The 13,884-nt window shown below is 70.8% G+C and carries 12 protein-coding genes; 6 read left to right on the top strand and 6 right to left on the bottom strand.

What is annotated here, in order from left to right:
• Nucleotides 1-32 precede the first annotated feature (32 nt).
• Genes ACQEVJ_RS11830 through ACQEVJ_RS11820 form a run of 3 tightly spaced genes read right to left on the bottom strand, consistent with a single transcriptional unit; the run spans nucleotide 33 to nucleotide 3,403 of the window.
• Nucleotides 33-644 (bottom strand): FMN-binding negative transcriptional regulator, encoded by a 612-nt coding sequence (locus tag ACQEVJ_RS11830; RefSeq protein ID WP_433100107.1) that lies wholly within the window; start codon nucleotides 642-644, stop codon nucleotides 33-35.
• A gap of 51 nt (nucleotides 645-695) precedes the next feature.
• Nucleotides 696-1,334 carry a response regulator gene (locus ACQEVJ_RS11825; protein ID WP_433100105.1) on the bottom strand — a complete coding sequence of 213 codons (639 nt, stop codon included), beginning with the start codon at nucleotides 1,332-1,334 and terminating at the stop codon, nucleotides 696-698.
• Nucleotides 1,331-3,403 (bottom strand): GAF domain-containing sensor histidine kinase, encoded by a 2,073-nt coding sequence (locus ACQEVJ_RS11820; protein ID WP_433100103.1) that lies wholly within the window; start codon nucleotides 3,401-3,403, stop codon nucleotides 1,331-1,333. Before ACQEVJ_RS11820 ends, ACQEVJ_RS11825 begins: the two co-directional genes overlap by 4 nt.
• A 144-nt stretch (nucleotides 3,404-3,547) precedes the next feature.
• Between ACQEVJ_RS11820 and ACQEVJ_RS11815 the strand changes: the two genes are divergently transcribed.
• Complete coding sequence (locus tag ACQEVJ_RS11815; protein WP_433100101.1) at nucleotides 3,548-3,979, top strand: hypothetical protein; 432 nt, start codon at nucleotides 3,548-3,550, stop codon at nucleotides 3,977-3,979.
• Between the two features lie 10 nt (nucleotides 3,980-3,989).
• Here ACQEVJ_RS11815 and ACQEVJ_RS11810 read toward each other — a convergent pair whose 3' ends face one another.
• The gene (locus tag ACQEVJ_RS11810; RefSeq protein ID WP_433100099.1) at nucleotides 3,990-4,718 is read right to left on the bottom strand and encodes an SAM-dependent methyltransferase; all 729 of its coding nucleotides are present in this window, start codon (nucleotides 4,716-4,718) and stop codon (nucleotides 3,990-3,992) included.
• Between the two features lie 421 nt (nucleotides 4,719-5,139).
• On the opposite strand from ACQEVJ_RS11810, the gene ACQEVJ_RS11805 reads away from it, so the two are divergent.
• Entirely contained in the window at nucleotides 5,140-5,592 is a 453-nt protein-coding gene (locus ACQEVJ_RS11805; protein ID WP_433100097.1) for a hypothetical protein, read from the top strand.
• Nucleotides 5,593-5,701: 109 nt separating this feature from the next.
• Here the strand turns inward: ACQEVJ_RS11805 and ACQEVJ_RS11800 are convergent, their stop codons facing one another.
• A complete protein-coding gene (locus tag ACQEVJ_RS11800; RefSeq protein ID WP_433100095.1) occupies nucleotides 5,702-6,925 on the bottom strand; it encodes a hypothetical protein in 1,224 nt (407 codons plus the stop codon).
• A 516-nt stretch (nucleotides 6,926-7,441) separates the two neighbouring features.
• Between ACQEVJ_RS11800 and ACQEVJ_RS11795 the strand changes: the two genes are divergently transcribed.
• Both ACQEVJ_RS11795 and pntB read left to right on the top strand, forming a co-directional pair.
• Entirely contained in the window at nucleotides 7,442-9,007 is a 1,566-nt protein-coding gene (locus ACQEVJ_RS11795; protein ID WP_433100093.1) for a Re/Si-specific NAD(P)(+) transhydrogenase subunit alpha, read from the top strand.
• Between the two features lie 2 nt (nucleotides 9,008-9,009).
• Nucleotides 9,010-10,416, top strand: a complete 1,407-nt coding sequence (pntB, locus tag ACQEVJ_RS11790) for a Re/Si-specific NAD(P)(+) transhydrogenase subunit beta (protein WP_433100091.1) — start codon at nucleotides 9,010-9,012, stop codon at nucleotides 10,414-10,416.
• A 75-nt stretch (nucleotides 10,417-10,491) separates the two neighbouring features.
• Here the strand turns inward: pntB and ACQEVJ_RS11785 are convergent, their stop codons facing one another.
• On the bottom strand, nucleotides 10,492-11,064 hold the full coding sequence (locus tag ACQEVJ_RS11785) for a hypothetical protein (protein WP_433100089.1): 573 nt from the start codon (nucleotides 11,062-11,064) through the stop codon (nucleotides 10,492-10,494).
• 463 nt (nucleotides 11,065-11,527) lie between these two features.
• On the opposite strand from ACQEVJ_RS11785, the gene ACQEVJ_RS11780 reads away from it, so the two are divergent.
• Together ACQEVJ_RS11780 and ACQEVJ_RS11775 are read left to right on the top strand one after the other, a co-directional pair.
• Nucleotides 11,528-12,091, top strand: a complete 564-nt coding sequence (locus ACQEVJ_RS11780; protein ID WP_433100087.1) for a helix-turn-helix domain-containing protein — start codon at nucleotides 11,528-11,530, stop codon at nucleotides 12,089-12,091.
• Nucleotides 12,088-13,362 carry an MFS transporter gene (locus ACQEVJ_RS11775; RefSeq protein WP_433100085.1) on the top strand — a complete coding sequence of 425 codons (1,275 nt, stop codon included), beginning with the start codon at nucleotides 12,088-12,090 and terminating at the stop codon, nucleotides 13,360-13,362. The genes ACQEVJ_RS11780 and ACQEVJ_RS11775 overlap by 4 nt, the downstream gene beginning before the upstream one ends.
• Nucleotides 13,363-13,884: the final 522 nt, after the last annotated feature.

Raw genomic sequence — 13,884 nt, 5'->3', positions numbered from 1 at the left:
GCCTGAACCCTCGCAGGCGGCTCCTGCGGATGTCAGCCGAGCCGGCGCAGGAGGTGGTCGCGCGCGGCGCGGTCGCCGGGCCCGCCCCGCTCCGCGAGGCGTTCCGCGACGTATCGGCGGTGGGCCTCGTCCACGTTCCCGCCGTACTTGAACTTGCCGTCGACCTTCTGGACGGCCAGCCGGAGGCCGCGGATGCCCGGCAGGCGCCGGTGGTGCTCGGCGGGGTCGGCGAGATCGTGGTCCAGGTGGGCGAGCTGGGCGCGCAGGATGGCGAGCTTCCCGTCGGGGTCGTCGACGATCTCCGCGTGACAGACCAGCTGGACGGCCGCGTAGTACGTCGTGGGGATGCCGAGCCGGGGATCCTCGCCGGTGCCGGGCAGCGCCTTCCACGCCCCCTCGACATACGCCCAGTCGCCGGCCACGGCCAGGACCACGGCCGGGTTCTCCTCGATCGCCGACCAGACCGGGTTCGGCCGCGCGAGGTGCAGCAGGATCGTGGACGCGTCGGCGAGGAGGAACTGCGTCGGCACGACCACCGGCACGTCGCGGTCGCGTCCGGACGCGATGAGGTGGCCGAACTCGTTCGCACGGACGAAGGCCAGCGCCTCCTCGTCCTCGGCGGCGTCCCAGGGATGGATCAGCACACCCTCACTGTACGCACAGCACATTGCGGCAAATCCGACGAGGTCGTGCTCCTACCGCCCGCCGAGGCCGGCGTCCCTGGCGCGGGCCACCGCCGCCGCACGATCGGAGACGCCGAGCTTGGCGAAGATGTTCGACACGTGGTTGCGTACGGTCTTCTCGCTCAGATACAGGCGCCGCGCGATGGCGTGGTTGGTGAGACCGGCGGCGACGAGGTCGAGCACCTCCAGCTCGCGTTCCGTCAGCTCGGGCACCGGCCGGGGCCGTACGGCCGACGCGGTGAGAGCGGCCAGCACCCGGCTTCCGGTCGCCGCGCCGAACACGACCTGGCCCGAGGCCACCGCCTCCAGCGAGCGCACGATGTCGGCAGGCGTCGCCTCCTTGAGGAGGTAGCCGCGGGCGCCGGCCCGTACGGCGGCGAGGATCGACGCGTCGTCGGACAGCATGGTCAGGGCCAGCACGGCCACGCCGGGATGCCGGGCCGTGATGCGGGACGTCGCCTCGATCCCGCTGATGCCCGGCAGGTGCAGATCCATCAGGACGACGTCGGGAGCGACCTGGTCCACCAGCTCGACGGCCGCCTCGCCGGTGCTCGCCACCCCCGCGACCTCCACCTCCGGCAGGTCGCGGAAGAGCGCGACCAGCCCTTCGGCGAACACCGGGTGGTCCTCCACCACCACGACGCGGATCACCGGACCGCCAGCGGGAGCCGTACGACCAGGTGCGTGCCCGCCCCGGCCTCGTCGAGCAGTTCGAAGGTGCCGTTGAGCTCCTCGGACCGGCGCCGCATGGAGGCGAGGCCGAACCCGTGGCGGGCGGGGGACCCCACCCCTACGCCGTCGTCGTCGACCCGCAGCTCCAGAACGCCGGGCGCGTCGCTCGCCCGCAGGTGGACCGTGCACCGGGACGCCATGGCGTGCCGTACGGCGTTCGTCATGGCCTCGGCCGCGATCCGGTAGGCGGCCAGCTCGACCGGCGGCGGAAGGGCGGGAAGGTCGGGCGGGGCCTCCACCTCGACCGCGAGATCACCCGCGAAGCCCCTGCCGAGCTCGGTCAGCGCGCCGGTGAGCCCCAGAGTGTCGAGGGGCGGCGGGCGCAGGTCGTTGACGATCGCGCGGACGTTCTCGACCGTGCCGCGGATGCGGCCGGACAGCTCCTCCATCACCTGTTTCGCCCCCTCGGGGTCGGCGTCGACCAGGCGCCGGCCACGGTCCACCTGCAGCGCGAGGGCCGCCAGCGTGGGGCCGAGCCCGTCGTGGAGTTCGTAGAGCAGCCGGTCACGCTCCTCCTGCCGGGCCGCCAGCAGCCGCCCGTGCGAACGCTCGAGGTCCGCCCCGAGGCGGTGCGCCCGTACGGCCACCGCGACGTGCGGCGCGAGCTGTGCCAGCAGCACACGATCCTTGGGACGCAGCCGCTCCCCCAGCACGAGCGTGCCGACCGGCTCGCCCTGGTAGAGGAGCGGAACGCGCTCGCCCGCCTCGTCCTCCCCGCGCGGACCGGCGGAGCCGCTCGGACTGTCGGAGCCGCTCGGACTGTCGGAGCCGCTCGCGCGGCCCCAGGAGGCCACGACCGCGCCCGGTTCCTCCACGGCCACGTAGTGGATGCGCAGGACCCGCCCGACCTCCGCGGCCATCCGCTCCAGGAGGTCGCCGGGCGCACCCGCGTCCGAGAGCCGCACGCCGAGCCGGCGCAGCGCACGCGCCGGGTCGTCGCGGTCGCCGTAGACGAGACGGTTCGCGGCGGCGGACGCCCTCAGATAGAGGGGGTGCACCGCGAGCGCCACGATCAGCGCGTACGCCCCTGAGCCGATCGCGTTCCCGAGCGTGGCCACCACCAGGGCGTACGCCGCCAGCAGCGCGACGCTGACGGCGCCGAACGCGAGCGCGCGGGACAGCAGGAGATCGAGGTCCCACAGACGGTGCGCGACGACGGCCACCGACACCGCCACCGGCAGCGGGACGGCGGCGAGCGCCACGACGACCGGCCCCCACGGCACGAACAGGGCGACGCCGAGGAGACCCACCGTCAGCAGCGCGGCGGCCAGCACCCATTGGAGCCGCCGCCGCACCTCCTCGCCCGCCGATCGATAACGGCCGACGAGCGAGCCGACCGCGGCGAGCACCGCGCCGACCGTGCACACCGTACCCGCGGTCCTGAGGGCGTCGGGAACCCCGGTGAGCCCGGCCAGCACGCCGGCGTACCCCTTGGGGAAGAGCCCGGGGACCTGCTCGTAGGTCACCGGGCGAAGCATCCAGTCGATCGTGTTCACCCCGATGCCGGCGTACGCCGCGGCAAGCGCGGGCCACCATCGGCGCGAGGGGAGGCGGCCGTCCGGGAAGATCAGCAAGAAGATCGTCGGGACCAGGAGGTAGGCGGGGATCCACAGCGAGTTGGACACCCACATCGCCCAGTCGTCCCCCGGCAGGCCGGTGCCGCCGCCGAGCGCACCGTCGTTGACGCCGTCGGTGATGCCGTCGTTGATGCCGAGCAGGCCGTACGCGCCGAGGGCGAGCCCAAGACCCTGGGCCATCCCGACGACCACCATCACCCAGCCGACCCGGCTTCCCGGCCGCTGCGCCACCACGAACAGGCCGGGCACGCCGAACGACAGCGCGGCGACCGCGCGGAAGGCGTCGAACCGTTCGACGATCCCCGTCACGCCCAGCTGCCGCAGCCTGGGCTCGACGACCAGCGTCCCGAGGACCAGTGCGAGCAACGCGCCCGCCGCCACGACGGCGCGCCGGGCCGATCTGTCCGTCATGAGGGGGATGTTGCCACCCGCGTGTCCCGTCGTCACGGGACGAGATGTCCCGTCCCGCCGGGGACCGGCGACTCATGCCGGCCGGACGTCCCCCACCGGACCCTGGAAGCCGCAACCACCCACTGCGTTCTTCGAGGAGAAGACATGTCCGCACCCGCCACCGCACCCGCTGCAGTGCTTGCCGCTCGCCCGCTCTCGTCCGCGCTCGTCGCAGGCGTCGGCCTGCTGCTCGCCATGGACGTCGCCGGCGCGATCATCTCCGTGTCCGCCGGCCTCAGCCCGACGCTGCTCGACGCCCTCGGGCCGCAGGCGCGGCTGTCCGCGCCGATTCCGATGATGGTCGCGCAGATTCTCCTGGTCATCGGCGCGACCCGGCGTCGTCGCGGCGTCGCCGTCCCCGCCTCGGCCCTCCTCCTCGTCGCTGGAGTGCTCGCCTTCATGTCCGGCTTCTACGACGGCGGCTACGCCGCCGACCTCACGGCGGTCCAGCGCGTCTTCCAGATCGCCCTCGTCACGGCCCACCTCGGAGTCGGCGTCCTCGCGGGGTTCCGCCTCGTACGGCTGCTGCGCCGCTGACGACCGGGGGTCATACGCGCCGGAGGAGCAGGGTGACGAAACCGAGGGCACCCCGGTAGCCGTTGAGCCACATGTCGCGGTGCTCCCGCATCACGGCGAGGGCCTGATCACCGTCGGGGCCGGGGTTGTCCGCGGCCCAGCGCGCCAGCGTGCCGGTCCACGACCACTCGTACTCGTCCCACTCCGCCAGGTCGCTCACGTGGGCGTAGACGGTCAGCCACCCCTTGGACTCGGCCGCCTCCACCGTGCCCGCGAGATCCGGATATTCGCCGATGGCCTCGGCGACCTCGGGAGCGGGCGGGCGTTCCCAGTACCCCTCCCCCACGAGTGCGAGGCCGCCGGGCCGTACGAACCGGGCGAGAGCCTCCATCGTCTCCGTCAGCCCGCCGAAGGCGTGCGTCGAGCCCACGCACAGCGCCAGGTCGTACGGCTGGGCGGCCGTGAAGGCGTCGGCCGGCATCGTGTGCAGCGTCAGCCGGTCGGCCAGCCCCCGCCCGGCGGCCGCCTCGTTCGCGGACGCCACGGCGTGCGGCGAGATGTCCACGCCGTCGGCGTGAGCGGACGGGACGAGTTCGAGCGCCCGGAGCGACCACTCGCCCTCTCCGCATCCCAGGTCGAGGATGCGGGCTCCCTCCGGCAGCGCGGCGCGGCGCAGCAGCCGATCGACGTTGGCGGCCGAGACGGGCGCGGCGATGGGGTGATCACGATGGGCGATGGCACTGAGCACTTGTCTATCCACCTCGCCATCCTTCCAACACAGGCGAAGCGCCCGCATCCGCTTATCGCGGGTGCCGGTCCCGCTGAGATGACCTGGCCGGAGGCGGTCGAGAGCTCCGAGCACGGCGAAGTCGAGTACGGAACCGACCAGGGCCCAATGGCGGCGGCGACGGTGTCGACGCCGGGACGAACCGACGTCGCGCCGCCCGCAGCGCGTAACAAGGATCTTCCTAACAATCTGATCTCTCCCTCTGGCCAGGGGTAATCCGGCCGGAGACGCCGTCCGTCCCCACTGCGTCAAGGTTCCAGACCACCCCCCGGAGTTCTCGACGATGGCGTACCAGCAAGGTCCTCCCGGTCAGCCCCCGTACGGCCCGCCCCCCGGGTACGGGTACCCGCCCCAGCCGGGCTACCCGCCGCAGCCGCCACCGAAGAAGTCCAAGGTGGGTCTGATCCTGGCCATCATCGGCGGGCTTCTCCTGCTGCTCCTCGGCGGGTGCTTCGCGGTGGTGGTGGTCGTGGCGAACAAGGGGGCGGAGGAGGTCAACAAGGCCATCTCCCAGCTCACTCCATTTCCGAGCTTCCCGGTGGACGCGGACGGGCCCAAGCACGACGTCGTGTTCGAGGCCGAGGGGAACGGCGGGGCCGACTCGGCGAGCAACATCACCTACACCTCGGGCTTCAACCTCAAGCAGGAGGCCGGCGTTTCCTTGCCCTTCACCAAGTCACAGCAGTTGGCGGAGGGAACCCCGATAGTCAGCCTGTGGGTGCAGAACGCCGCGGCCGAGGGCACGGTGACGTGCAGGATCAAGGTGGACGGGGAGACGGTGCGGGAGGCGAAGTCGACCGGCCCGTACGGAGTGTGCCGCGTTCAGGTGGATTCCCTCGGCGAGTGAGCCGACCGGTCCGCCGCAGGTGTCAGCGCCGCCCCGAGCGGCAGGCGTGAGGAGGGCCGTCCCGCTCCGACGGGACGGCCCGAGGCGCATGGACGCGGCGAGCGACGGGTCAGCCGGTCCAGGAGCTGTTGAGGAAGGACATCATCATCGGCACCATGAGCGGCCCGATCACCGTGGCGTAGAGGACGATCGCCCACCGGTGGCGGGCGCCCGCCCGGCCGATGAGCACCCACAGCGGCCACCACAGCAGCGCCGACCGGGGGATCGACATGTAGAACGTGGAGGTGATCAGCGCGCCCAGCTGCAGCCCGACGTAGACGAACTCGGCCCAGCGGCGGGTGACGAGCAGCCAGACGAGCAGCAGCACCCCCACGATCGCCGCCGCGATCTCGAGACGGAACATCGGCGCGAACCCACCGTCGCCGCCGGTCGAGTCCCACGTGGTGCGGAACGCCTCCCAGGGCCAGACCAGTTGCCGCCCCCATCCGGTCTGCTGCGCGTTGTTCCAGGCCAGCCAGTCACCCGTACGGGAGTGCTGGTAGGCGGCGTACGTGAGGATCGGCGCGAACGGCAGCGCCAGCCAGGCTCCCCGCCACCAGCCCGCCCAGCCGTCCCTCCGGATGCGGCTCACGACGAACTCGACGATCAGCGCGACGGCCAGGAACAGGCCGGTGATCCGTACGCAGGACGCTCCGGCGGCCAGGGCGCAGGCCAGCGGCCAGGCGCGGCGGCGGGCCGCCAGCCAGGCGGGCAGCGCGAAGGCGAGGAAGAGCGCCTCGGAGTAGCCGGCGAACAGGAAGACGGCGGGGGGACACAGCAGCAGCGCCAGGACGGCCCAGCGTCCCGCGCCGGCGGGCCCCTCGAAATCGGCGAGCCGGGCCAGCGCCACCACGGCCACCGCGCCCGCCACGAACGAGGTGATCAGCCCGGCCAGCGTCCAGTCGTCGGCCACCAGGTGGACCAGCCGCAGCGCCAGCGGCAGGCCGGGGAAGAACGCCGGCAGCCCGGGATCGGGCTCCAGCTTCGGATCGCCGTCGTAGCCGAACTCCGCGATCTTCCGGAACAGGTCGACGTCCCAGAACTTCCACCGCTCCAGCAGCGGGGCGTGGTTCTGACCGGAGACGATCAGGATCCCGTAGACCGCCACGAGGAGCATGCCGGCCCTGGTGCCCACCCACAGCAGCAGCGCGTCCCGGACGGTGGCGCTGCGCCGCAGCGGTTCTGCGGCGCCCCCGCCTTCGGGGGGACTCGCGTGCCCGGGAGCCTCCGTGTCCGGCCCCGTTCGTTCCCCGTGCTCGGGGTCGTGCTCAGCTTCCTGGACGAAAGCCGTCACGTGCCGTCTCCTCTCGCACCTGCCGGCCCTCGCCGCGGGTGTCGTTCCGCCTCGAAGCGAGGCCATCCCCGGACCGCCGCCTGCTCTCCTGCCGTCTGTTCCCCCGGGCCGTACGAAGCGAGCGGCGGCCGTGCTCATGATCGGCAATGATGTCAAGCGCCCGAGGTTCCGCGCCAGGGCGATTCCGGCGCCGCCCGCATGAGCCGCCGACGAACTCGGGTTTTCTCCTGATAGGCCGGCGTCGCGGATGAAAATTGCAGCGCCGGGGGAATCGGAAGATTCGAAGAGTCATGCCGTGTGGGCAACCGCCGGCGGGTATGCCTTGATCCCTGTACGGGGAAGTCGGGACAATTTCCCCGTTATTCACCTCAAATCGCATCCATCCCTTTCACCGCCGCCGTACGGCGGCGCGTGGCGTGCCGCCGTTCCCTACCACCGCGACCCACAAGTGAGCGGAGGACGGCGGCGACCCCAGGGTCGGCCAACCCGACGACCCGCCCGACAGAAAGGATCGTGATGAGTCACTCAGCGCAGCGCCTGGGCGTGGTCGCCGAATCGGCGCCGGGCGAGACACGCGTGGCGGCCACGCCGGCCACCGTCCCGCAGTTGGTCTCGCTCGGCTACGAGGTGGTCGTCGAATCGGGCGCCGGCAGACGGTCGGGCTTCACGGACGACGCGTACGCCAGGGCCGGGGCGCGGATCGCCGGCCGAGAGGAGACGTGGGACGCAGGCGTCGTACTGAAGGTGAACGCGCCGGCGGCGGACGAGATCGCGGCGCTCCGCGACGGCGCCACGCTCGTCTCCCTGATCGGCCCGGCGGCGAACGCCGACCTGGTGGACGCGCTCGCGCGACGACCGATCACCGTGCTCGCGATGGACGCCGTACCGCGCGTCTCCCGTGCGCAGGCGCTCGACGTGCTGAGCTCGATGGCGAACATCGCCGGCTACCGCGCCGTCATCGAGGCTGCGCACGCGTTCGGGCGGCTCTTCACCGGCCAGGTGACGGCGGCGGGGAAGGTCCCCCCGGCCAAGGTCCTGGTGGCGGGCGCGGGCGTGGCCGGGCTGGCGGCCATAGCCACGGCGACCAGCCTGGGCGCGGTCGTACGGGCGACCGACCCCCGTCCCGAGGTCGCCGAGCAGGTGCGCTCGCTGGGCGGGGAGTTCCTCGACGTCGGGGTCGCCCAGGAGTCGAGCACGGACGGGTACGCCCGGGAGACCTCCAGGGACTACGACCGCCGCGCCGCCGAGCTGTACGCCGAGCAGGCCGCCGACGTGGACATCGTCGTCACCACCGCCCTGATCCCCGGGCGTCCCGCCCCCCGGCTGCTCACGGCCGAGCACGTGGCACGCATGCGCCCGGGCAGCGTCATCGTCGACATGGCCGCCGCGCAGGGCGGGAACGTCGAAGGCACCCGTCCCGGGGAGGCGGTCGTCACCGAGAACGGCGTGACGATCATCGGCTACACCGACCTCGCGGGGCGGCTGCCGGCGCAGGCCTCGCAGCTCTACGGCACCAACGTCGTCAACCTGATGAAGCTGCTCACCCCCGGCAAGGACGGCCGGCTCGTGCTGGACTTCGACGACATCGTGCAGCGCGCGATGACCGTCGTCCGCGACGGCGAGAAGACCTGGCCGCCGCCGCCCGTGCCGGTGAGCGCGGTCCCCGCCGCCCCCGCCGCTCCCTCCGCTCCGGTGCGGGGGACGGCCGCGGCTCCCGCAGGGAGACCGCCGTCCCCGCCCGGACGGCGACGCCACCTGGTCACCGCCGCCGTCGCCGCCGCGCTGTTCCTGCTGACCGCCTTCTCGCCGAACGCGCTGATCGAGCACGTCACCGTCTTCGTCCTGTCGATCGTGATCGGCTACTACGTCATCGGCAACGTCCACCACGCGCTGCACACGCCGCTGATGTCGATCACGAACGCCATCTCCGGGATCATCGTGGTCGGCGCGCTGCTCCAGATCGGGCAGGGTGACACGGCCGTCGCCGTCCTGTCGTTCGCCGCGATCCTGCTGGCGAGCATCAACATCGTCGGCGGCTTCGCCGTGACCCGGCGCATGCTCGGCATGTTCACGAGGAGCTGACCGTGACCCTCGCCACGGCCGCACAGGCCGCCTACATCGTCGCCGCTCTTCTGTTCATCCTCAGCCTCGCCGGCCTGTCCAAGCACGAGACCGCACGCTCCGGCGTCGCACTGGGCATCTCCGGCATGGTCATCGCGCTCGCCGCGACGGTCGTCCTCGCCGCGGACGGCGGCGACGTCCTCGCGGTGGTCTTGCTCGCTGCCGCGATGGCGATCGGCGCCGCCATCGGGCTCTGGCGCGCCCGGATCGTCGAGATGACCGCCATGCCCGAACTGATCGCCGTCCTGCACAGCTTCGTCGGACTCGCCGCCGTACTGGTCGGGTGGAACGGCTTCCTGGAGGTCGAGAACGGCGGCGGGGCACAGGCGGAGGTCCCCGGCTCGCTGCTGGGCATCCATCACGCCGAGGTGTCCATCGGCGTGTTCATCGGAGCGCTCACCTTCACCGGGTCGGTCGTCGCGTTCCTCAAGCTGTCGGCCCGGATCGACTCCCGCCCGATGATGCTGCCGGGCAAGAACCACCTGAACCTGGGCGCGCTCGCGGCGTTCGCGGTCCTGACCGTGTTCTTCGTGATCTTCCCGAACCTCGGGCTGCTCGTCGCGCTGACCGCCGTGGCGCTGCTGCTCGGCTGGCACCTGGTCGCCTCCATCGGCGGCGGGGACATGCCCGTCGTCGTCTCGATGCTGAACAGCTACTCCGGGTGGGCGGCCGCGGCGTCCGGGTTCCTGCTCGACAACAACCTGCTGATCGTCACCGGCGCCCTCGTCGGCTCGTCCGGCGCCTACCTGTCGTACGTGATGTGCCAGGCGATGAACCGCTCGTTCATTTCCGTGATCGCCGGGGGTTTCGGCATCGAGGCGGGCCCCGCCGGCGACCACGACTACGGCGAGCACAGGGAGATCACCGCCAACGAGACCGCCGACCTGCTCAAGGACGCCAAGTCCGTCGTCATCACCCCCGGGTACGGCATGGCGGTCGCGCAGGCGCAGTATCCGGTCGCCGACCTCACCCGCAAACTGCGGGAACGCGGCGTCGAGGTGCGCTTCGGCATCCACCCGGTCGCCGGCCGTCTGCCCGGCCACATGAACGTCCTGCTCGCCGAGGCCAAGGTGCCGTACGACATCGTCCTCGAAATGGACGAGATCAACGACGATTTCGCCACCACGTCGGTCGTCCTCGTCATCGGCGCCAACGACACCGTCAATCCGGGGGCCGTCGAGGACCCGGACAGCCCCATCGCCGGGATGCCCGTCCTGCGCGTGTGGGAGGCGGAGAACGTCGTCGTCTTCAAACGGTCGATGGCCACGGGGTACGCCGGAGTGCAGAACCCCCTGTTCTTCCGGAACAACAGCAGGATGCTCTTCGGCGACGCCAGGCAACGCGTCGAGGAGATCGTCGCCGCGCTCTGACCCCCGCGGGCCCCGCCGCCCGCCGGGCGGCGGGGCCGCCGGTCTCATCGGCGCGCTACCCGCGCAGCCACGACATCAGCGCCAGAGAAAGTTCGCCTGCCAGATCATCTCGAAGGTGTAACCACCGTCGCAGACCAAGGTGAGGAGGACCTCCGGGTGCCTGCCGTCTTTGCCCAGGCATACCTGGATGTCGGCATACGGAGAGGGCATGTGCTGCGTCCGCCGGAATACCGTCCCCTTACCGAATACCGTGATTTTCTGCCACAGGGTGATCTCGTCACCGCATGGCCGGAGAGTCGCGACGGCCAGGCCGCCGGGCGCTTTCGAAGCGGAATCCGCGAGGCATTGCCCCGTCAGCTTGTTCCGCAGCCTTATGATGTCCATCCTTCCCGATTTGGGGAACACCTCCTTCCAATACTGCGAATCCTTGTGATATGAGCAGCAGTTCAATCGAATGAAACCGGGGATGCTCCCGTCGTTCATCTGCACGTCGATGGTGCGGAGGCTGCCCTTCGCGTCCCTCGTGATCCCTTGGAGGTGAAAATATCCGGCGGGCAAGGCATTGGCAGGCGTCGCCACCGGGACGACGAGTCCTGCTGCCAGAACCATGGTGACGGTCACCACCCGTGCGATCTTCACAATCAGCATGCGACCGCTCATGTCCCTCTTTTCCTCTCAGCGCGGCAAAGGTGTTTCACGCGGGTCCGGCGCCCGTCAGCGCACTCGTCACAGACACGGCGGCGTACGCGAGAGAACGGGAAAGCGCACGCCCAAACCGTAGGCTCCGAGGCGGCCGAAGTGAATACGTGCCAGCACGGAGATCGAGCCGGAGGAAACTCGGAGCTGCGATTCGGAACGATCGTGAGCCTCTGCCCACCATGGCCCGCCCGACTTTCCGAGTGGAGCGATTTCGAGCCCCGGCGCCGATCTCTCGTCTGCCGTCGCCCCGCCTGGGAGGGGCAGCGTCCCGGCGCGAGAGGGCGAACCGGTCGCGATCACCGCTGCACGATCACCTGACGCTCCCACCGGTCGCCGCACGCACGCGCATCGGCCGGGCGCAGGTCAAACAAGAGCAGTTGTACAACATCTCTTGTTTGTCTAGAGTGGGCGCATGCCTGATCGTCCAAAGCGCGAAGTTCGCGACTCGAAGGTGCTCGCCGCGATGTCCCACCCGCTGCGCCGGCGGCTGCTCGACATACTTCGAGTGGACGGCCCCTCGACAGTGTCAGTACTCGCGAGCAAGACCGGGCAGGCCGTCGGCAACATCAGCCATCACCTGAAGGTCCTCGCCGCGAGCGAACTCGTCGAGGAGGTGCCCGAGCTCGCGCGTGACCGCCGGGAACGCTGGTGGCGCAGGTCGCCGGACGTCCTCAGCTGGTCAGCGTCGGACTTCCCCGACGATCCCGTGGCCGCGGCGGCGGAATCGCTCGTCCTGGAACGGCAGACCGCCCTCGTACGGCAGTGGTTCGCCGAGCGCGACGGCTACCCGGAGCCGTGGCGGCGAGCGGCGTTCACCACCGACCATTGGGCGAGGCTGTCGGTCGCCGAACTCGCCGAGCTGGAAGAGAAGATCTTCGCCCTGTTCGCCTCTCTGGCCGACCGGGAGGTTCCCGACGACGGGCAGGAGCGCGAGCTCGTCTTCCTCACCGTCCGCGCCGCACCGGGCCGGCCGTGACCACGACGCCGGTTGTGCGGGGCGGGCTGCTGGGGACACGCGACTTCCGGTTGTTGTGGATCGGCGAGACGACGAGCATGCTCGGCAGTTCCGTCGCCGGCGTGGCGCTTCCGCTGGTCGCCGTGGTGACGCTGCACGCGAGTCCCTTCATCGCCGGGCTGCTGACCGCGGCCGCCTGGCTGCCGTGGCTGCTGGTCGGACTGCCCGCAGGCGCTTGGGTGGACCGCATGCCGAAACGGCCGGTGATGCTGGTGTGCAACATCGTGTCCATGGTGGTGTTCGCGAGCGTGCCGATCGCGGCATGGTCCGGTGCGCTGACGACGACGCACCTGCTCGTGGTGGCCACGACGGGCGGGGCGGCGAGGGTGTTCTTCACCCTCGCCTATCGGGCGTATCTGCCCATCCTGGTTGAGAGTGAGCGGCTGCTGGACGCCAACGCCAAGCTCCAGGGCAGCGAATCGGCCGCACAGATCGCCGGTCCCGGGCTGGCGGGGCTGCTCGCGCAATGGTTCGGCGCGGTCAGCGGCGTACTGGCCGACGCGGTCAGCTTCGCGATCGCCGTGCTGTGCCTGCGTTCCGTGGCCACGCGCGAGACCCGCCAGGAGAGCGCGGCGAAACGGCGGCTGCTCGCGGAGATCCGCGACGGACTGCGGTTCGTCGTCCACGACCCATACCTGCGCACACTCACCGCCTTCAGCGCGATGTCCAACATCGCCTTGATGGGCTACTCGTCGATCCAGGTCGTTTTCCTCACCCGAGATCTCGGCGCCGGGACAGGACAGGTGGGCGTCGTGCTGGCGCTGGCAAGCTCGGGCGGCCTGTTCGGCGCTGCGCTGTCCGGCCGGACGGCCACACGATTCGGAACGGCACGGGGATTCCTGCTGTGCGAGGCGCTCGCCGCACCGATGAGGCTGCTCGGGCCGATCGGCAGCGGCGGCATGGGACTGGCGCTCTTCGCCGCCGCAGGCTTCGGCACCGGCCTGGGCATCGTGGCATCGAACATCCTGACGAGCACCTTCCGCCAGCGCTACTGCCCGGCTGAACTCTTCGGGAGGATCACCGCGACCACTTCGGCACTGAACTACGGTGCGATCCCCCTCGGCGGGCTGCTCGGCGGCATGCTGGGCGATGCGATCGGCGTACGCGAGACCATGGGGCTGATGGCCGTCATCCAGCTCTTCTCGGTCGCCATCCTGCTGCTCAGCCCATTCCGCCCCCTACGCGACTTCCCCGCCCCCACCCCGACGCGACTGCAAGACATCCTCGGGTAGGGCACTCGACTCAGCGCTCAGCCGGAAGCTCGCGCCACGTCTTGTCTCCCCGAGGGATGGCCTCGCCGACGTCGGCCAATTCCTCTCCTTGCCATAGACCATGCTGCGCCAGGCCTTCGTCGGTACAACTGCATGGTGAACATCGAACGTGGCATCTCGCCGAGATGATCAGAAGTGGGGCGGCGCTGGGCGCCCTGGGCTCATTGCTGGATAGGTCTCTCGTACAGATCGCGGAGGCGTCGGCAGACGCACGGACATACGACCGGCAAGCGATCTCCGAGGTCGCGGACGTGTGGACAACAACAAGCGAACAGCCGGAGAGGCACCGAGCGTGGAGTCCATGATCCTCGGCCACGGCGCCCTCGATGTTCGCCGGAGGCAAGCGCCACCATAAAGGTCGCCCACATCGGCATCCCGTACGGCGGGCGCCGTACTGCCACGCGACGCCGGTGCCACAGCAGATGTTTGGGACTTTCCGCATCGGTGCCCTGTCCGCATCGGTCTCACCCGCTGGTGTATACA

The organism is Microbispora sp. CA-102843, assembly GCF_050936215.1.
Classification (GTDB): domain Bacteria; phylum Actinomycetota; class Actinomycetes; order Streptosporangiales; family Streptosporangiaceae; genus Microbispora.
This window is presented reverse-complemented; position numbering and strand designations above follow the sequence as displayed.

Coding starts and splice junctions, on each gene's coding strand:
- ACQEVJ_RS11780 (WP_433100087.1), top strand. CDS start 11,528: ATGCCTGATCGTCCAAAGCGCGAAGTTCGCGACTCGAAGGTGCTCGCC.
- ACQEVJ_RS11785 (WP_433100089.1), bottom strand. CDS start 11,064: ATGCTGATTGTGAAGATCGCACGGGTGGTGACCGTCACCATGGTTCTG.
- ACQEVJ_RS11815 (WP_433100101.1), top strand. CDS start 3,548: ATGTCCGCACCCGCCACCGCACCCGCTGCAGTGCTTGCCGCTCGCCCG.
- ACQEVJ_RS11820 (WP_433100103.1), bottom strand. CDS start 3,403: ATGACGGACAGATCGGCCCGGCGCGCCGTCGTGGCGGCGGGCGCGTTG.
- ACQEVJ_RS11795 (WP_433100093.1), top strand. CDS start 7,442: ATGAGTCACTCAGCGCAGCGCCTGGGCGTGGTCGCCGAATCGGCGCCG.